Annotated in this window: 13 protein-coding genes; 6 read left to right on the top strand and 7 right to left on the bottom strand. The window is 45.6% G+C overall.

Annotation, left to right across the window (positions count from 1 at the left end; translation table 11 throughout):
- The coding region (locus NB463_RS23920; RefSeq protein WP_309303563.1) for a cadherin domain-containing protein at positions 1-4,765 on the top strand (4,765 nt) is incomplete at its 5' end.
- Positions 4,766-4,924: 159 nt separating this feature from the next.
- Here the strand turns inward: NB463_RS23920 and NB463_RS10270 are convergent.
- Positions 4,925-6,586 carry an electron transfer flavoprotein-ubiquinone oxidoreductase gene (locus tag NB463_RS10270; protein ID WP_258432190.1) on the bottom strand — a complete coding sequence of 554 codons (1,662 nt, stop codon included), beginning with the start codon at positions 6,584-6,586 and terminating at the stop codon, positions 4,925-4,927.
- 138 nt (positions 6,587-6,724) lie between these two features.
- Between NB463_RS10270 and NB463_RS10265 the strand changes: the two genes are divergently transcribed.
- Entirely contained in the window at positions 6,725-7,690 is a 966-nt protein-coding gene (locus NB463_RS10265) for an electron transfer flavoprotein subunit alpha/FixB family protein (protein ID WP_258432189.1), read from the top strand.
- A gap of 66 nt (positions 7,691-7,756) precedes the next feature.
- Here the strand turns inward: NB463_RS10265 and NB463_RS10260 are convergent, their stop codons facing one another.
- From NB463_RS10260 to pdhA, 3 genes are read right to left on the bottom strand one after another with little or no spacing between them, the layout of a single operon-like run.
- Positions 7,757-8,905 carry a dihydrolipoamide acetyltransferase family protein gene (locus tag NB463_RS10260; protein ID WP_186437939.1) on the bottom strand — a complete coding sequence of 383 codons (1,149 nt, stop codon included), beginning with the start codon at positions 8,903-8,905 and terminating at the stop codon, positions 7,757-7,759.
- The gene (locus NB463_RS10255; RefSeq protein ID WP_145535255.1) at positions 8,902-9,885 is read right to left on the bottom strand and encodes an alpha-ketoacid dehydrogenase subunit beta; all 984 of its coding nucleotides are present in this window, start codon (positions 9,883-9,885) and stop codon (positions 8,902-8,904) included. Before NB463_RS10255 ends, NB463_RS10260 begins: the two co-directional genes overlap by 4 nt.
- Complete coding sequence (pdhA, locus tag NB463_RS10250; protein ID WP_258432188.1) at positions 9,878-10,972, bottom strand: pyruvate dehydrogenase (acetyl-transferring) E1 component subunit alpha; 1,095 nt, start codon at positions 10,970-10,972, stop codon at positions 9,878-9,880. The genes NB463_RS10255 and pdhA overlap by 8 nt, the downstream gene beginning before the upstream one ends.
- Before the next feature lie 657 nt (positions 10,973-11,629).
- On the opposite strand from pdhA, the gene NB463_RS10245 reads away from it, so the two are divergent.
- From NB463_RS10245 to yegD, 3 genes are all read left to right on the top strand, one after another.
- Positions 11,630-11,950 (top strand): DOPA 4,5-dioxygenase family protein, encoded by a 321-nt coding sequence (locus NB463_RS10245; protein ID WP_005375836.1) that lies wholly within the window; start codon positions 11,630-11,632, stop codon positions 11,948-11,950.
- A 325-nt stretch (positions 11,951-12,275) separates the two neighbouring features.
- Positions 12,276-12,899 (top strand): hypothetical protein, encoded by a 624-nt coding sequence (locus NB463_RS10240; protein ID WP_258432187.1) that lies wholly within the window; start codon positions 12,276-12,278, stop codon positions 12,897-12,899.
- 112 nt (positions 12,900-13,011) lie between these two features.
- The gene (yegD, locus tag NB463_RS10235; RefSeq protein WP_258432186.1) at positions 13,012-14,364 is read left to right on the top strand and encodes a molecular chaperone; all 1,353 of its coding nucleotides are present in this window, start codon (positions 13,012-13,014) and stop codon (positions 14,362-14,364) included.
- A gap of 340 nt (positions 14,365-14,704) precedes the next feature.
- Here yegD and NB463_RS10230 read toward each other — a convergent pair whose 3' ends face one another.
- Both NB463_RS10230 and NB463_RS10225 read right to left on the bottom strand, forming a co-directional pair.
- Positions 14,705-15,178, bottom strand: coding sequence for a copper chaperone PCu(A)C (locus tag NB463_RS10230; RefSeq protein ID WP_005395626.1), 474 nt, complete (start codon positions 15,176-15,178; stop codon positions 14,705-14,707).
- Positions 15,179-15,271: 93 nt separating this feature from the next.
- On the bottom strand, positions 15,272-15,733 hold the full coding sequence (locus NB463_RS10225) for a hypothetical protein (protein WP_258432185.1): 462 nt from the start codon (positions 15,731-15,733) through the stop codon (positions 15,272-15,274).
- Between the two features lie 485 nt (positions 15,734-16,218).
- On the opposite strand from NB463_RS10225, the gene NB463_RS10220 reads away from it, so the two are divergent.
- Positions 16,219-17,268 carry a Preprotein translocase subunit SecY gene (locus NB463_RS10220; RefSeq protein ID WP_258432184.1) on the top strand — a complete coding sequence of 350 codons (1,050 nt, stop codon included), beginning with the start codon at positions 16,219-16,221 and terminating at the stop codon, positions 17,266-17,268.
- 158 nt (positions 17,269-17,426) lie between these two features.
- Here the strand turns inward: NB463_RS10220 and NB463_RS10215 are convergent, their stop codons facing one another.
- The gene (locus NB463_RS10215) at positions 17,427-18,626 is read right to left on the bottom strand and encodes a DUF5666 domain-containing protein (protein WP_258432183.1); all 1,200 of its coding nucleotides are present in this window, start codon (positions 18,624-18,626) and stop codon (positions 17,427-17,429) included.
- Positions 18,627-18,640 lie beyond the last annotated feature (14 nt).

Below are 18,640 nucleotides of genomic sequence, written 5' to 3'. Positions count from 1 at the left end.
GATCGTGATTGATATTACGGGCACTAATGATGTTCCTGAATTTGTTAGTGGGAGTAATGACAACTTTGGTCTGGATGCCCAAGGTAAAACCGACATCGATAGTTACCAGTTTAGCGTTGATGAAAACAGTCAATCGGGTGTAATTGGAAAAGTAAATGCATTCGATGTCGATCAGGACAGTCAGATTACGTATCACTTAAACGGCCATAGCGAACTGTTTGAAATCAACAGTCTTACCGGTGAGATCAGTGTCAAAAATGGTGCAAATCTGGACCATGAATCTATCGATAACTACCAGCTAGAAGTGGAAGCTCGTGACCAGTTTGGCGGTAAAGACACCGCTCAGGTAGAAGTGTTGGTTCGCGATATTAATGAAGCCCCTATTGCTGAAGATGATAAGGGCATTGAAAAAACAACCAAGACAATTGACCAGAGCAACTGGGATGATAGCACTGATATCACAGTCGATTACTATGTGATTGATACTCGATCTGGAAACAAGGTTTCTGATGCATCGAAAGCTGATTATGTTGGTGACGGCGACCACAAATATGGCGTTAGTTCTGCGCTAGACAGCGGCTCTGACCGGGTTCAAGATGGTCAGATTCGATATGATGATGCAACTGGACAAAGTGAAGCAATGCGCTTCTCCTTCGCTAATGGTCAGGTTGCCGATCATGCTGAAGTTGAAGTGAAAAACCTATGGACAGACACTTCGAACGGTAGCTGGGAGCCTGGTATTGAGCGCGGTGTTTGGAAGGCTTACTACAAAGGTGACTTGGTTGCGACAGGTGTGTTTGAAGGTACCCGTGGTGGTAATCAAGTAGTCAACATCAATGCAGATGGGCGTTTCTTCGATAGTATTGAAATGTCTACTACCAGCTATAAAGACGGTGTCATTGATCCTAAAGGCTCAGAGTACTTTATTACTCAGGTATCAGCGGACCTGACGACCTTTGATGACGCTTACCAGACCAACGGCTCAGGCACGTTAGAGCTGGATGTTCTGGCGAATGACAGCGACCCGGATGGTGACGCTCTGACTATTATCGACTATCCATCAGAAAGTTTCCTCAGTCTGCAAGATGGTAAATTGGTCTTTGATGCGGCCAAGTACCTAGAGTCACTGCCAGCTGATCAACAAACCCTGAAAACGGGTGAAGTGAAAGATTATACCTTCGAATACACCATCCGTGATGACGACGGCCTGACTGATAAAGCAGAAGTTACCGTTAGTGTGATGGGTGAGCCTATGTCGCTCAGTGATGCACACGCAGCATTGGATGAATCTCAAGTTGATACGGATACTGGCGTACATGCTGAAGGCAACTTTATCGCAAACCTCGGTTCTGCAGCGGAGGCTGAATATCACTTCAACGCCGATCAAAACCTAGGTGGTTTCACCAGTGATGGTAAAGAGGTTGTGTTTGAAGTGAGTGCAGATCAGAGCACTCTAACTGGTTATACTGGAACAGGTGCCGACCGCATCAAAGTGGTTCAAGCCAACATAGATAGCAAAACGGGTCATTTCACAGTTGATCAACATATGCCTCTTGATCATGCGGAGCAGGGGGCGGACATGCTGGATATCCGCGCTAGCGTAGAGGTGGATGCCGGAGGTCAGTCTGAGAGTGCCACCTTGCATCTGAATGTAACGGATTCATTACCGTCATCGTCTTCAGCTCACTACGAAATAAATGATGTTGATTCACAAAGTAATAGTGTTGTGATTGCACTTGATGCGTCAGAATCAATGCTCGACTGGGTAACAGATGCAGACGGACAATATGTTACTCGCTGGCAACTTGCTCAGGACTCTATTAAGTCAATGTTTGAGCAATACCAAGATTTGGGTCCAGTAAGTTTTAGAATTGCAACTTACAGCGGACAACCATCTGGCCAGATTTCTGAGTGGCTAGATTCTGCCGAGGCCATTGATGCCTTTATCTCTGGTATACATCCATATGCATCGACGCCATATAACCAGGCCGTTGACCAAATAAATGAAATACTTAGTGATCCAGAAGATGACGCATTGCTTAGTAATACCGATACCCAGCTTTACTTTATCTCAGATGGTCGACCTTCCGACTTTACCTATTGGACAAATCAAACGAACGTGGGAGAAATTCAAACCCGTGAAAACTTGATTAAGTGGTCAACATCAGATGATTTTGAAAGTGAACAGCGTTATCAGGACATAGTGAATGGTCGGGTTCAGCCTACTTCTGAAGAAGAGGGCATCATTCTGCAAAATGCGATGGAAAATGGCATCAGCAGTAGCGGTCAGGATGTTGAAAATATCTGGTCTGTCGGTATCGGTAATGGTGCGTCTCTGGAACATCTGGAGTCGATCGCGACAGATAAAGGTAGTGCTATTGTCGTTGTAGATGATTCTCAGATTGGGGATTTGCTTAGCAAAACGGTCTCAGGCCAGTTGCAAGGCAACCTTCTGGATGACAATGGCGGTGATGCTCAGTGGGTAGATCACATCACTATCGATGGCGAGATATATTACTACAACAAAGTAAACGGTGATGTCACTACCAGCGATGGCACGAAAATATCGGATCATTCTCTGGCGCAGATTGATACCAATCACGGTAAGCTGACCATTAACTTTGAAAATGGTCACTACGACTATCAAGCGAGCAATGTTGTAGGTCATCAACAAGAGAAGCTTGACGTTACGGTTATCGATGCTGACGGTGATACTACAAATAGTGAAGTTACCATTGATATCCGAGATCGCGCACCAGAATTCATCAGTGTCGGTGATACAGACCAAACCCATGGCACCGATGCCAACGGTATGCCAACAGAAGATACAGCAAGCTTTGACGTCGCTGAGCAAGAAGTTGGGGTATTAGTCGGCCAGGTGGAAGCGTTTGATCCGGATGGCAGTGACACCATAAAGTATGAATTGAGTGGTGGTGATGCTGATCTATTCCGTGTTGACTCTAATAGTGGTGAGATTTGGCTGAAAGATGGTGTAAAACTGGATCACTCGACTCAGCAAACGTATCAGTTGGAAGTGTCTGCAAGCGATGGTGTGGATACCGATACAACTCAGGTTATCCTGAATGTCACTGAGAACCATGCCCCAACCTCATCTCCAGTTCAGGGCTTTGCTCAGATGGAAGACTTACCGATCAATAAAGTGACGGTAGTGTTCGACCACTCGAACAGCATGACCCGCACCTTTGACGGTGAAAATACCGTGGGTCGTGAGGCAACCGCACCGAAAACTGAATCGAGAGCTTACAAAGCAGCAGCAGCGTTACATTCCATGGTTGAAAACATGATTGCCGATGGAGGAGAATCAAACACCTATATCCGCCTGGTACGTTTCGACGGAGATACATCCACACATAGCTGGCTGACCTTGAGTGAAGTTGAGTTGATGACACGCCCACCAGAGATGAATGGCCGTGATCCAAACGATTTAAGTTTCCAAAATGAAGTTTCAGAATATGTGCGCAACTGGTGTGACGTAGAATACGGTACCAATACGGATTACGATAAAGCTTTAGAGGCTGTAATGGAGCCTGGTGAGGCAAGTAATGCCGTTTACCCTTGGCAGGATGGTTGGGATTATTTCGGTCCAGAAAAACCGTCTGAGAGTAAGGACACCATATTCTTTATCTCAGATGGCGAACCCAACCCTAGCGAGGGCGCTGTTACTTCTCCTGATCTAACCGAGCGCTGGGAGGATTACAAACAGACTCATGACGCCAAAGTATATGGGATTGGTATTGCTCTCTCTGATAATGTCAAAGCAGCAGAGGCTCTAGATGAGCTTAGCGACAAAGTGGTGTTTATCGACTCAGGTGAAGACTTGGGGCAGTACCTAAACCAGTTCTCTCCCGATCCAATTGCCGGTGAGTTACTGGCGGGAAGCCAGGACGCTGATGGTGATAGCATGACCGTCTCTTTGGCAGAAGGCGATTTCACTCTGCTGGGCGCAGATCTGCACGGTGTAACCGTAAATCAGCCGTTAGTTTCTTCATCCAGTGACGTAGATGGTCAGCTTCATATCCAGACAGCGTTCGGCACTTTGGAAGTGTCATCCAATGGCAGTTATAGCTTTACTCAAAGCGATGAGCTTACTCTACAGGGAGACCAGCAGGCGGATTTGCATTTCTTGTTTAAAGTGTCTGATGGTAAAGGTGGCATAAGTGAAAACGTCTTTACACTTACATTGAACGATTCTGGCACCGATATTGTGCAAACTGAGCGCCATGCGTCGGTGGGAGATGAGTTTGCGAATAGCATCACTGGTGGCGAAAGCATTGATATTTTGCTAGGTCAAGCAGGTGAAGATACGTTGAGTGGTGGCGCAGGCGATGACATTCTGGTTGGTGGGCTTGGAAACGATATCCTGACGGGAGGTCTAGGCAGTGACATCTTGACAGGTGGAGAGGGTATTGACACCTTCACCTTTACTCAAGAATCACTGGACATGACGTCATCAAGAGATGTGATTAAAGACTTTAGGCTGGATGAAGACAAGTTGGATTTGAGTGACATTCTTGAGTTTGTCGGTGACGACACAACGGATATGGATAACTTGTTGGAACACGTAAGCGCAGACTACGATAGTGCCCAAGATACTCTGAATTTGACGATTACTGGAGAAGGCAGCAACACAATGTCAGTGGCATTAGAGAACTTTGACTTATCAGGGTTGGAGCTAGGGTCGTCAGCGACATCTCATGAAATTGTTGATCAGCTGTTCCATCACCAAGTTTTTAACGTGGATTAGTATTACCTGAAGATAAAGTTATTTTAGTAAACAGCACCTGATTTAATCATCAGGTGCTGTTTTTCTTTTCTGCTGTTGTTAGTTACCGACTTTTTGCCTAACCACTTCAAAAATTGGCAGTAGTAAATGCACTGCTTCGCACTTTAAGTGGTTCTTTGGTTACATGTTTTGATAGCTTGGTCCGCCACCACCTTCTGGCGCTTTCCATGTGATGTTTTGTGAAGGATCTTTGATGTCACAGGTTTTGCAATGCACGCAGTTGGCGGCATTTATCTGAAACTTCAACTTACTCTCAACTTCCACCACTTCGTAAACCCCAGCGGGGCAATAGCGCTGGCTCGGCTCGTCATACATACCCAAATTCATATCAATTGGAATGTGAGGATAAGTCAGAACAAGGTGGCAAGGTTGGTTCTCTTCGTGCTGTGTTCCCGACAAAAATACCGATGAAGGCTTATCAAAACTGATTTCACCATCTGGTTTTGGGTATGTAATTGGTTGGCTCTCTTGTTTAGGTTTTAACTGTTCGTGATCGTACGAATAGTCCTTGACAGTCCAAGGTAACGGCTTCTTAACCAGTGGTTGCCATAGGTTATGCTCAAAGGTCGAAAGTGCACCGCCCAGTATGCTGCCAAACTTGTGGATGTTCGCACCAAAGTTACGTGTTTCGGCGAGCTCGTCATACAACCATGATGATTCAAACAATGACTGGTAGTCTGGCTCAGAAGCCCCAGTTTGTAGGGCAGTATGTACTGCTTCTGCTGCAATGATTCCGGACTTCATGGCTGTGTGGCTGCCTTTAATTTTAGCGACATTCAAAGTTCCTGCATCACAACCAATCAATAAACCGCCGGGGAATTGCTGTTTCGGCAGAGAAGAAAGTCCACCTTTTGCAATGGCTCTTGCGCCATATGCGATACGTTGGGCACCTTTTAGGTGTTGCTCGATAGCTGGATGATGCTTAAAGCGTTGAAACTCGTCAAACGGGCTTAAGTAAGGGTTACTGTAGTTTAAATCTACGATCAAACCGACCGCGATTTGGTTGTTCTCCATGTGATAGAGAAAACCGCCGCCAGTGGTATTTGTCTCGCTCAAAGGCCAGCCAGCGGAGTGGATAACACTGCCAGATACATCCTTGCTGTCAGAGGGTAATTCCCATATCTCTTTTAAGCCAAGCGCGTAGTGCTGAGGTTGCTTGCCTGCGTCTAGGTCGAACCTTTGAATAAGTTCTTTACCCAGATGTCCGCGACAACCTTCAGCAAAAAGGGTGTATTTTGCCTTTAGCTCGATACCTGGCTCAAAGTTAGGTTTGGCTTGGCCGTTCTTATCTAGTCCCATATCGCTCGTATTAATGCCTGTAACGGCGCCACTCTGATCATAATTGATGTTTGCAGCGGCAAAGCCAGGAAAAACTTCCACCCCAAGGCTTTCTGCTTGGTTAGCGAGCCAACGGCAAAGGTTGGCAAGGCTAATTACATAATTATTTTCGCCATTTATCATTGGACGTGGCGTAAGGAAATGAGGGACGCGAATATGGTTTTGCTCAGTAGTAAGATAAAGGAAATGGTCTTGCTGAACTGAGGCTGATAGCGGGGCATCCATTTCTTTCCAATCGGGGAAAAGTTCATCCAAGGCACTAGTTTCAAAAACAGCGCCAGATAAAATATGTGCACCCACTTCTGAGCCTTTTTCTACAACGCAAATTGAAAGTGCGTCACCTTCACTGTCTTGGTTGAGTTGAGCTAGGCGACAAGCGGCACTTAAGCCCGCAGGTCCGGCTCCCACGATCACGACATCAAACTCCATGCATTCTCGTTCCATCTATCTGCTTCCTTTCTATTATCGTCATCTGCGTGACAGGTTTTTGGTTTCTATACAGAAAACTATAGCTCAGTTGACGTTAACGTGAAGTGAACTAAGCTCAAGTAATGGATCTGACGTGTTATACGAGGCATGACCATGGACGACCAACCATTAGCAACACTTGTCATTGCGGAACATGACAACCAGTCGTTGGCTGTAGGGACGCTGTGTGCAATTAAAGCGGCATTTGATATCAAGGATGGTGATAAATCGCTTCCTGTTTCTGTATTGCTTATTGGTTATCAGTGCCAATCGGTTTTGGATGAGTTGAAGTGTGTTAAGGGCGTTGCAGAAATTATTTGGGTTGACGCAAAGGAGTATGAGCATGGGTTAGCGGAAAACATCGCGCCTTTGATCTCACAAGTAGCCAAAAATTACTCACACATTCTTTCTCCTGCCAGCACGTTTGGTAAGAATGTGATGCCTCGCGTGGCGGCGTTGCTCGATGTAGGGCAACTTTCGGACGTGATGACAATCGAGTCTATCGATACGGTGATTCGTCCAATTTATGCCGGGAATGCATTGGCTACAGTCACGTCGAACGATCCCTTTAAAGTGATGACCATACGAAGTACGGCTTTTGATGCTCTAGAGCTGTCAGACACGCCAGTTGTCCCTAAGGTTACTCAAGTCGATACAGTGATTATCAACAAACTTAGTGAGTTTATTTCGCAGCAAACGCCAGAAAGTGAGCGACCAGAATTGCCAGCGGCTAGAGTAGTGGTATCGGGTGGTCGTGCATTCGGGAGTAAAGAGAAGTTTGCTTTAGTCGAACAATTGGCTGACAAGCTAGGTGGAGCGGTAGGAGCGTCCCGAGCGGCGGTCGATGCGGGTTATGTGTCTAATGACCATCAAGTCGGGCAAACCGGTAAAATTGTTGAACCTGAATTATACATTGCCGTAGGAATTTCTGGTGCTATTCAACATTTAGCGGGAATGAAAGACTCAATGGTGATTGTCGCAATTAACAGCGATCCCGATGCGCCTATCTTTGACATCGCTGACTATGGGTTGGTCGGCGATTTATTTGAGGTGATGCCGGAGTTGCTAGAGAAGCTGTAGATATAATCTGTTCTCTCAAACAAAAGGCTTCCGAACTGGAAGCCTTTATCATTTGGTTTTTACCAGTTACTTTTCGCTCGGGCGTTGCAGGTGTTCTGCAAGCACTTTAGTAAACCTTGCTGCTTCACCACCAGTACAAGCGCGATGATCAAACGTTACGGATAGCGGCATTGTTTTCACCGAAATTGCTTGACCATTTCTTATCACCACTCGGTCGAGTATTCGACCAGCACCAACAATAGCGACTTGTGGAGGTGTGACGACAGGTGTCGCGTAAATGCCGGCAATCGCTCCGAAGTTGGAAAGCGTAATCGTCGCGTGCTGTAATTGCTCTCGACCGATTTTTCTCTCTCTGATCCCTTCAACAGTTTGATCGAGCCAACGACGAACATCTTGTGGCTCGTATTCATCTGCGTGGCGCAATACGGGTACATACAAGCCATGACGGCTATCTACAGCAATACCAAGGTTAACTGTATTGTGCACGCAACGCGTCATGGTTTCTGCATCAAACCAAGCATTTAAAGCGGGCTCTTCCTGACACGCATGAACAATCGCTTGAACCAGGCGGATACTGATGTCTTCGTTCGGCAGCCAGTCTTCCAGCAACGCTTCTTCTGTAATGGTCACGGCAGCAACGTGCTCGTGTGACTCAGTCATCGAGGACACCATGGTGCGTCGAGCACCTTTCAATACTTCTGTGCCCGGACGCTGTTTTCCGGCTTCGTCGTAAATGTCGGCATCAACGATAAGACCGTTTGGACCACTGCCTGACACGAGATTAAGATCTACCCCAAGTTTTTGTGCCAATAGACGAGCCGACGGTAGAGCAGTAACTAGATTACTCTCAGTCGTGTTGTGATTGCCTCCAATCCAGAAGTCATCGACGTTAACGTGATGCGCTTGATGAGAAACATTGCCGACAACGGTCGCGGCGTCAGCGGTCTCTTTTTTCTCTACCGTAGCCCCGCGCTCTGCGCCAGTTTCGTCAATTTCGAGTAGCAATGCGCCAATATTGACGATATCACCTTCTTCCCCATGGCGGCTGACTACACGGCCCGAGTAGGGGGCGGGAACGTCGACCGTCGCTTTTGCTGTCTCGACAGTTAAGATCACTTGATCCAACTTAACCATGTCACCGACATTAACGTGCCATTTTACAATTTCTGATTCAGCGAGGCCTTCGCCGAGATCGGGTAAGTTAAACGTCTTCATTTCCAATCCTCCACGAGTTCGCGCGCTGCGGTCACAATGTCTTCTTCCTGAACCATGAAATAATCTTCGTTACGGTAATAAGGCATAATGGTGTCCATTCCAGTTACTCGTTTAGGTGGGGCTTTTAGTAAGCACATGGCGTGTTCGGCTGTTCGAGCTAAAAGCTCAGAGCCCACACCACAAGTTTTACTCGCTTCATGAACAACGAGTAAACGTCCGGTTTTTTCTAGTGAGCTGAAAATCGTCGCGGTATCAATTGGCTTAATACTCGCCAAATCAATCACCTCGACTTCAATCCCTTGACTAGATAAGGTCTGTGCGGCTTGAAGTGACTCTACGACGCATGCGCCCCAAGTAACAAGCGTGATATCTCGCCCCTTACGTAAGGTGAAGCAGGTGTCGAGTGGAAGTGCTTCGCCATTATCAACGACTTCAGATTTTACGGTTCGATAAATGCGTTTCGGTTCGAAGAACATGACAGGATCATTACTTCGAATCGCGGCGAGAAGCAGGCCGTATGCGCGTTGAGGTGAAGAAGGAATCACTACTTTAAAGCCAGCAGTGTGCGCAAATAGCGCTTCTACACTTTCTGAGTGGTGCTCTGGAGCGTGAATACCGCCACCAAATGGCGCACGAAAAACCGCAGGGCAAGTGAGGCGACCGCGAGTTCGGTTACGCATGCGTGCCGCGTGGCACATTAAGTGCTCCATTGCCGGAAAAACAAAACCTTGAAATTGAAATTCGGCGACAGGTCGTAATCCTTGCGTTGCCATGCCGACCGCAACACCGCCGATTAACGCTTCAGCGAGTGGCGTATCGATCACTCGTTTGAGACCAAACTCTTGTTTGAGCCCTACGGTGGCACGGAATACGCCACCATTATCACCTACGTCCTCACCTAACAAGACAACATTTTGGTCTTGTTGCATTTCGTGGTGCAGAGCGAGGTTTACTGCTTCAACTAACGTTAGCTCAGCCATGTTTGCCTCCCTGCATTCGCATTGCTTTGTTGATGAGTTCATCTCTTTGAGCGTGAAGCTCTTGGGGAAGCGATTCATACAAATAATCGAACCCAGTTTCAGGTGCTTGTGACGGTAAGCTGAGGTAGCGCTCAACTGCCAGTTCCACTTGTTCCTTGCAGTATTCTAGCCATTGTTGCTCTTGTTCATCGCTCCAAGCTCCTTGATTAAGGAGATACGTTTTAAGACGTGCGATAGGTTCGTATTGCCATGCGGTTTGAACATCGTCCTCTTTACGATAACGAGTCGCATCATCGGCAGTAGTGTGGTCACTTAATCGGTAACTGACCGCTTCGATGAGTGTTGCGCCTTTCCCTTTTCTCGCTCTTTCAAGTGCGGTCTTAGTTGCATCATAAACGGCGACGACATCGTTACCATCTACCGTAATGCCCGGTATACCAGCGCCTTGCGCTTTTTCTGATAAGAAATCGGCAGCACATTGAAGGCTACGCGGCACTGAAATTGCCCACTGGTTGTTATTCACAACGAAAACAAGTGGAATATTCCAGGCCCCCGCACAGTTTATTGACTCTAGAAAATCCCCTTTGGATGTACCGCCATCGCCGCACATGACTAGCGCAGCTTCATGGTTACCTTGAATTTTCAATGCGGAAGCCACCCCGACAGCGTGCGTACATTGCGTCGCAATGGGGACACAGAATGGAAGATCTCGGCTAGGAACTGGGCTGCCCTCACGAGCAAAATCACTACCGCGCTCATCACCGCCCCAGTATTGAAGATTCTTCTCCATGCCAATACCACGACACCACATTGCAGGCATATCGCGATAGTAAGGGACAAATACATCATCGGCTTTCAGCGCTCTACCGACCGCAATGCCGATGGCTTCAGCACCTAGGTGCGAAGGGTAGGTCCCTAACTTGCCGGTGCGTTGCAACGCAACGGCTTTGTTGTCGTAAGTACGAGTTAATACCATGTCTCGGTAAAACCCGACCAAAGTTTCAGTGTCAGCCCAGTTGGGTAGTTGGCCGACGAGGTCCCCATGATGGTCGATAAACCGATGCATGGGTAATGCCTGAACGTTCATCTCAAGCTCCTTTTGACGCTGTGTGTCTTTTGGACTGCAGCTGTTCATATCAAACCAGAGTTTGTATGGGTACTCAAACTCTGATATCAGCGCAAAGGCCATACCCAAGGTTGCTTGTGTTTTCTATAGCTGTAGGCATCTGTACGTCCTTTAAACTATTTTTCGATAACACCGCTGCGGCTATTTCATCGCAAGACACAGAGAAACATTTTTTCTGCATCTAACCCTCTAACTAAATCGTGGTATAGCCAGATACAATAAGTGTAAACAAATTGTTAAATTGTGCTTCATTTTGACTTTTGACCAGTAGTAAAGTTTTGCTTACACCCTGATTTTGTAGAGTAATATGCTAATTTTTAATTGTTGGCATTTTTAAACTCGAATTTAATTGCTATTGAATGAAACATATTTGCAACAAAATTTGGCTGTAAAATTTGACAAAGTGAGTCATTATTAATGAATCAACTCAAGTAGTTGTTATGTGTTGTATTGAGATTTTTTGTTGTGCCCGAAACTCCGGCCTTATGAGAATACATAACTTCTTCCCAACAGAGTGGAATCAGGGTAGGGTGACGACATTACAAATGTATACCTTCGGCGGTCCTTGAGCTTATCAACAGTAGATGGTGCTCAAGTCGAAGTGATTATGGAGAAATTATGTATCACGCTCATGTTTATTTTCCTTTAAGAGAACAAGATAAAGCGCAAGCCTTGAACGAGATCATCCGTCAAGAGCGTCAAGATGTGCTGCGTGTGTTTCCTTTGGTTGGAAGATTGGTTGGCCCACATAAAATGCCGATGTTTGAAATTCACCTAGAGTCATTGAGTGAAGAGTTTTTGGCTTGGCTCGATACGATTCGAGGTGATTTTTCTGTGCTTATCCATCCTGTGAGTGAAGAAGAGTTGCTCGATCATACGGAACGCGCGATTTGGCTGGGTAGAGAGATTGGTGTATTTGAAGAGAAGCTAGAGAAATAGCTGTTCCTCCCGCATGTATGACCGCTTTGAATGCTTCTCCGCTCATCGCGGTCACCGTAGCAAGTTAGCGTTTTCATGTTCGTTAATAAGTCGCGATTTCCTTTTCTCCATTCTGCAGGCCCTGTTTTTGTGTGCTAAACCTACAAGTAGGCTTTTGGGCTTAAGCATCAAGTGAGACCATGTTTCTGTTTAGCATGTCGTTAAATAAGTTTTGGCAGCAATAAAATAATAAGTTCAGATAAATGAAATAGGTATAGCAGGGAAGTGCAGTTTACGACCCCAACGCCATTGGCAGTGGAGCCGATAATTTCTGAGGGGGAAGGGTATGTTTTCGATACTCTTGGTCATACTTTCACTGTATATATTTTGGTTGCTGTTTCGCAACGGACCTGCATTCGCCGAGCGCGTCGCTCATCAAAAACGTAACTGGGTTGGACCTACCGCCAACAAAGAAGAATGGCGAGGATATTGTACGGATGTATTTCAGCCGTTCAGTTCTCAAACGACTTTTTACGCCATCGCTTATTTTGCGAATTATATTGCAGCAGCAAACGCGATATCTTGGTCAACAGTATATGAAGGGGATTACCCGATCATCATAAGCCGATTTGGTAGCTACTTTATTTTAAATACTCACGATTCACTAGTGGTTGCAGGGTTTATTGCGCTTGCTTTCTTTATCATCAATTGGCAGCTTGCCATGCACTGTTCTGATATTCTTAGTCAGTATCTAGTGCGGATTCTTATTATCAATCGAACGCGCTTTGTTGCGATTAGCTTAGTGTTTTGCAGTTACTTTGCGTATCTCTTGACAGTTGGTATTTTCTGGTTGTTCCATGACGGTTATTCGATCTGGCACGGGTTAACGCTTACTCCTGTATTCTTATTATTAGCGTTATTGGTTGCGGTTGTTTTGCCATCTATGAAAAAAGAGAGCAATAAACCTTAGATAGACTTGCCACGTTAAATTACACACGATTTTAGGATAGTAATTCCTATGCCATTAAGTTAGCATTGCCGGCTTTTTAACGGTCTACAGGCCCTTATTAGTGGGAGGAACTATGTTTATCGGCTTTGACTATGGCACTGCAAACTGTTCAGTGGCAAAAATGGAATCGGGTGAGCCAGTAATGCTTAACCTAGAAGGGAGCAGTCCATTTATTCCTTCCACCCTTGCTGCACCGACTCGTGAATCGGTATCCGAGCACTTATTTCGCCATCGAGATATTAAACCATTAGATCAAGTTGGTGAGCAGGTTTTACGCCGGGCAATCAATTTAAACAGAGAAGAAAGTATTGATCTCGAATCTGACGACATTGCATTTGGTCAGGCGGCGCTTAATCTCTATTTGGAAGATCCTCGTGATATCTATTACGTAAAGTCGCCGAAGTCTTTTCTTGGCGCTTCTGGCTTGCGTGACGTGCAATTGGCTTTCTTCGAAGATCTTGTCTGCGCGATGATGGACAATATTAAGTCGCAAGCCGAAAACGATGCGCAGCAAAGTATTACCGATGCTGTTATCGGCCGGCCAATTAACTTCCATGGGCGTGGCGGTGAAACGGCTAACATTCAGGCTGAACGCATTTTGTTGCGGGCAGCGAAACGTGCGGGCTTCCAAAATGTGGAGTTTCAGTTTGAGCCTGTCGCGGCGGGCCTAGAGTATGAAGCGACACTCAGCGAAGACAAAACCATTCTAGTGGTCGATATTGGCGGTGGTACAACGGACTGCTCGTTGATTCAAATGGGGCCGTCTTGGCGTGGCAAAGCGGATAGGACCGCAAGCTTGTTAGCTCATAGTGGCCAGCGCGTCGGCGGGAATGATCTTGATATCGCGTTAGCATTTAAGCAGCTCATGTTCCCGTTTGGCATGGAAAGCAAAATGGAGTCAGGTATTGTGATGCCGGCCACCCAATTCTGGAACCCGATAGCAATCAACAATGTAGAAGCGCAGAGTGATTTCTATTCTCGAGAGAATCTATCCGCGTTGAAGTTGCTTCAAAAGCAGGCTCAAGAGCCAGAAAAGCTTGCTCGTTTGCTAGAGGTGTATCATGAGTCTTTAGGCTACAACATTGTTCGCCGTGCCGAAGAAGCGAAAGTGGTGCTTTCAGAGCAAGCATCTTACCGAACTGGCATCAACTTACTGTCAGAACTGATTGAAGTCGATGTGCAACGAGACGAAATGATCGAAGCGATTCAGTCGCCGAAGAATAAAATGACGGCGTTGGTGACAGAAGCGGTAGAGCAAGCTGGGGTGAAACCCGATGCTATCTTTATGACTGGTGGTTCGGCACGCTCGCCAATTTTGCGCGATGCGGTGCAAACCGTACTGCCAAATATTCCGGTCGTCAGTGGAAATTATTTTGGCTCGGTAACTGCTGGCCTAGCTCGTTGGGCTGAGGTCTGTTTCAAGTAGAAAGAAAACTAATTGCGCTATGGGCATTGTTACCAAATTTTATGACTTCGCTTAGTCTTATCAAATGATGGTTGGAAGACTTCGCTGAGAGATTGAGTTTCATGCGAGTAGGGAACCTTGTTAGGGTTCTTAAATCTTTCAATGTCATTCTGAACAATGAGGGACGAGCGTGATTCAGAATCTATTGTCCGAGCATGCTGTTATGTATATGACTTCGTCTCGCTAAGCGCTACTAGCTGCCATTATTCTGAATAATCGGGTTATGACCTATCGGAATAATGATTTTACTAAGCTGAAATAAAAATGCCCGCTAAATCAGCGGGCATTTTTGTTTACGTCATTAATGGTGCATGTGTTTTTCCATGTGACCTTGTTTTTCAACCGCCATTTCTACTTCCACCTTACCCGCGTTTTTGAATGTTAACGTCATAGGGAAGCGGTCACCTTCTTTGAGCGCTTGTGTTGGATTGAAAATCATTAAATGGAAGCTGCCTGGCTTAAACAACACTGAGTCATTGGCTGGAACGCGCACTTCGTCAATCTTAATCATTTTCATCACACCATCTTCTTTCTTATGCGTGTGAATTTCGACATGTCCTGCGATTGGGCTTTCTGCTGCGATCAATGCATCTTCACTGTCACCGTGGTTGGTTAATTGAAAAAAACCACCGATAACAGGTGCGTTTGGTGGCGCTTCGCGGCTCCATGGATGGTCGATATGAATTTTTCCTGCTTCATAATCGTGCGCTAAACTCAGTGGGCTAGCGATGACAGCAATAAGCGCGATAGCGGCGGTTTTAAATGATTTAAGCATGTGTTTTTCCTTTTGAATGAATAGCTTCTCTGAATGGACAACAAACAGAGTCATCGTTATTTTTGAATAAAGTTGTTAATGATTAGATGCCTGTTAGGCAGGAAAAACACTCGGCGGAGAGTGCTTAGGCGCGATGTGTTTGTAAACGAGCTTATCGCATTTTGAAAATCGGTAAGGCGTCAGAGCTTTCTTGACTCGGCGCTGCCAATGGATGGTAGTCAGGTATAGCCCAATCGCAACCAAAAGAAAGAATTGAACCGCTTGTAGAAGCGGACATTCAAACTGAAAGCCTTCATGTAAATTAAGATCTTGAATGAGCGTAGAAGAAGGTTGAGCATTAGCTTCAATCAGCGTATTGATATCCACCCATTTGAAACCATCTGCGGTACACAGTAAGACCTTTTCACTTTGAACTTTGTTAAGCCAGGTTGTGCTGTGAACTTGTGTTGGGTTAAGAGTCGCTGTGGACGCTAAATACAACTGAAACAACACCGCGATAATAACCGCAATAGCGTGCAAGCGATGGTGTTTATGCTGTATTAGAGAGTTTTCCATACAATTGAGTGCTTATCTTCTTCGGCGCGGGATACTAACAAATTAACCAAACAATGTAATTATCAGTTTACTAAAAGGTGATGCAAGTGTGCATTATTTGTTTTATTGCCTATTTTTAACGCTTTAATAGCTTGGCTCTTTACGATTTAAAGCAACGTGTTACGGCAGATGGCATGTCTTGATTCGGCTTGCATTCATAACCTCCAATTCAGCTTGTCTGTCTTGCCTAGTCGCTTTTGAAGATACTGAATTAATCTCTCTTATATGTCACTGAAACTTCGGTTAGTGGGTGCCGAAGTGGTGTTTTTACGTGCTAGATTTGGCTGATATCGATTCAAAATGCACACCGAATCTTCACTTGTTTTCCATTAACGGAATTATGACGGTAATTTAATAAAGGATACGGTATTCTGCACTCCTTTGTACATGCCAGAACGTCCGTCCTACTTAGTCGGAGGGGCGATTAATCTTAAGAAATTTCTCAAATGAAATACGAACAACAGATTGGATATCGATACCCTAAAGGTCGATTTGCCATGGTGAGTGTATACGCATTCACTGGTGCTGCGATTTTAGCATCGACTATTTTTTCTCTATTGCTGTTTTTGTCGATCGACGAAAACCCGATGATGCAAACCTTATTTGGTGGTTTAGCGATTATTTTTGAAGCGGGTAAGTTCTACGCTTGGTATGAATACGGTGAGCGCCGAGCCCATCGCAACTATACAGGGGCGGCAACCGCTCTCGTGTTTTATTTAGTCTTAGCTGCGATCTCCATTGGCGGTAGTATTGGTGGCATTAACAGTGCAACAAACAGCGCACAAAGTCATATTTCGGTAGAGCAGGCGAAAGTGGAAGCGTTTAATCGCCAAATTGCGGCAATCGATAAACAGATTGAGCTCAACAATATGGCAGCGCAGAAATACATCGAGATGGAGCGTATCGCGACTGGTGTAACTCGCATTCAGGAGCAAAACAAAACCTTACGCGAAGAGCAGCAACGCTTGGCTATGGAACGTGATAGTTTGCCACCGGTCACGCAAGGCTCAGTGATTGGTTTGATTGATAGCCTAGCCAACGCATTTGGTACCACCTCTCAGCAAGCTCAGCTTGGCTTGGTTGTATTTCTTTCGATTCTGTTGGATTTCTTTGCTGCATTTTTTGTCGGCCTGATTGGTGAAGAGCAACGGTTCCGACATTTCTACCGCCGAAATGAGGGCATGATACTGAAAACGGTTCGCGATATAGAACCAGAGCCAGCGGGGTATCTTCCTCATATCAAAGAGGAAGAAGAGCAAGAAATACCAGTAACGCCGGAGCCTGAAGAGCCAAAAGAACCGAAAACTCTGTTAGAGCAAGTGAGCGATGCACTTAAAACGCATCAAATTACGTGCACAAAAAAAGCCGTTGCCAAACAATTTAGGTTATCTGCGGAAGAGGTAGACAAGGTGTTTGATGAATTGGCAGAGCTCGGTTTAGTGGGTAAAAAAGCCAACCACCATTATCATTGGATAGGTCAGACAGAGGCCGCATAATTGGTTATCAATTAGAGATCGGAAAGAGCGTCAATCGGCGCTCTTTTTTTACTGTAAGGTTTCGCTATTAAAGTGAGCCAAAAGAAGAGAGAGGATTTAAAAATAGAAAAACAAAAAAGTGCCACCGAAGTGACACTTTTTCTTTAGCGTAGAAGGGATCAGTTGTCGTAAACGTCCAACTCCACTTCACGGGCAATATTTTGGTCGTTGATGATTACACCATCGACTTCGACACGAGCACCATTTAGGTTAAGTTCTTCGATGCCTTGGAAGCGTGTTTGTGCATCAATCACAACGGTAGTGTTGTTTAGCAATTGATCTGCGTCGTTTTCGCAACGCTCGATGTCAAATGTTCTTGCTTCAGCATCGTAGTTTGATACGTATCCTTCACATTCAAATTCTTTACCTTGCCATTGGTTGTTATCGTCAAAGTCTGGTTGCTCAAACTCAATAACGGTAGCGATGCGTTTGCCATTTTTCATGACAGACGTTACTTCCACTTCTTGGCCTTGTTTTAGGTTCGCTTTGCTGCCATCTTCAAATCGTGTTGCGTTATCGATGAAGAATGCACCTCGGTAGTTTAATGAAAACTCACTGTAATCATTTGCAACCCAAGTCACGATGCCTTCCACATCGCTGTCATTGCTTATGACGTCGTAGCCTTCAACTTCTACCTCATTTGCCATGAAGATGCCGTTTTGCATTTCACCTTCTACTTCCACCCATTGGCCGATGCTAAGTTGGCTAATGTTGTCGTAAGATACGGTTATATTTGTACCAAGCTTAAACGTGCTAGCATTTTCATCGATACTAGTAATGCGACCTTCCAGTTCGTAGTAGCTTCCAAGAGTTGGGTAATCGTTATCTACGTCGATTTCGACCACAGACAACACTCGATAACCCGCATCAGCAGTCGGCAAGGATGACACCATCACCCAGTCGTTGATCTCTATATCATCACTTAAACCGTCAAACTGCAGATCTACGCCGTTTACCGTAAATGTTTTCTTCACATAATCAATTGCTGTAACACGTCCGGTAATGGTTGGCTCAAGTGTTACTAAGAAGCCATCGTCAGACGCTTTACGAACACCTGTCCCTACTTGAACCATCATTTTTGGTTCTACATCGGCCAATTGCATTGATGTATCGCCATAAACCACCCCAGACACATGGTATGTATATCCATTGACGGTTAACGTGTTTTCTTCAGCGTTGACTGCTTCAACAGAGCCAATCGTTACACTTGGTTTCACTACTGGTTGAGTTGGCGTGCTATCGCTATTGCTGCCACCACCTGAACCACCACAACCAGACAATGCCAAACTTACTACAGAAATAAGAGCGAGTTTTTTCATTGTATTAACCTCAA

Source organism: Vibrio sp. RM-41-2B, from assembly GCF_024744415.1.
Taxonomy (GTDB): Bacteria; Pseudomonadota; Gammaproteobacteria; order Enterobacterales; family Vibrionaceae; genus Vibrio; species Vibrio diabolicus.
The sequence above is the reverse complement of the archived record's forward strand: the minus strand, read 5'-3'. Positions and strand labels throughout refer to the sequence as shown.

What these genes read in the sequence shown, in the direction of transcription:
- NB463_RS10245 (WP_005375836.1), top strand. Translation starts at nt 11,630, where the DNA reads ATGTATCACGCTCATGTTTATTTTCCTTTAAGAGAACAAGATAAAGCG.
- NB463_RS10260 (WP_186437939.1), bottom strand. Translation starts at nt 8,905, where the DNA reads ATGAAGACGTTTAACTTACCCGATCTCGGCGAAGGCCTCGCTGAATCA.
- NB463_RS10215 (WP_258432183.1), bottom strand. Translation starts at nt 18,626, where the DNA reads ATGAAAAAACTCGCTCTTATTTCTGTAGTAAGTTTGGCATTGTCTGGT.
- NB463_RS10270 (WP_258432190.1), bottom strand. Translation starts at nt 6,586, where the DNA reads ATGGAACGAGAATGCATGGAGTTTGATGTCGTGATCGTGGGAGCCGGA.
- NB463_RS10225 (WP_258432185.1), bottom strand. Translation starts at nt 15,733, where the DNA reads ATGGAAAACTCTCTAATACAGCATAAACACCATCGCTTGCACGCTATT.
- pdhA (WP_258432188.1), bottom strand. Translation starts at nt 10,972, where the DNA reads ATGAACGTTCAGGCATTACCCATGCATCGGTTTATCGACCATCATGGG.
- NB463_RS10255 (WP_145535255.1), bottom strand. Translation starts at nt 9,885, where the DNA reads ATGGCTGAGCTAACGTTAGTTGAAGCAGTAAACCTCGCTCTGCACCAC.
- NB463_RS10220 (WP_258432184.1), top strand. Translation starts at nt 16,219, where the DNA reads ATGAAATACGAACAACAGATTGGATATCGATACCCTAAAGGTCGATTT.
- NB463_RS10240 (WP_258432187.1), top strand. Translation starts at nt 12,276, where the DNA reads ATGTTTTCGATACTCTTGGTCATACTTTCACTGTATATATTTTGGTTG.
- NB463_RS10230 (WP_005395626.1), bottom strand. Translation starts at nt 15,178, where the DNA reads ATGCTTAAATCATTTAAAACCGCCGCTATCGCGCTTATTGCTGTCATC.
- NB463_RS10265 (WP_258432189.1), top strand. Translation starts at nt 6,725, where the DNA reads ATGGACGACCAACCATTAGCAACACTTGTCATTGCGGAACATGACAAC.
- yegD (WP_258432186.1), top strand. Translation starts at nt 13,012, where the DNA reads ATGTTTATCGGCTTTGACTATGGCACTGCAAACTGTTCAGTGGCAAAA.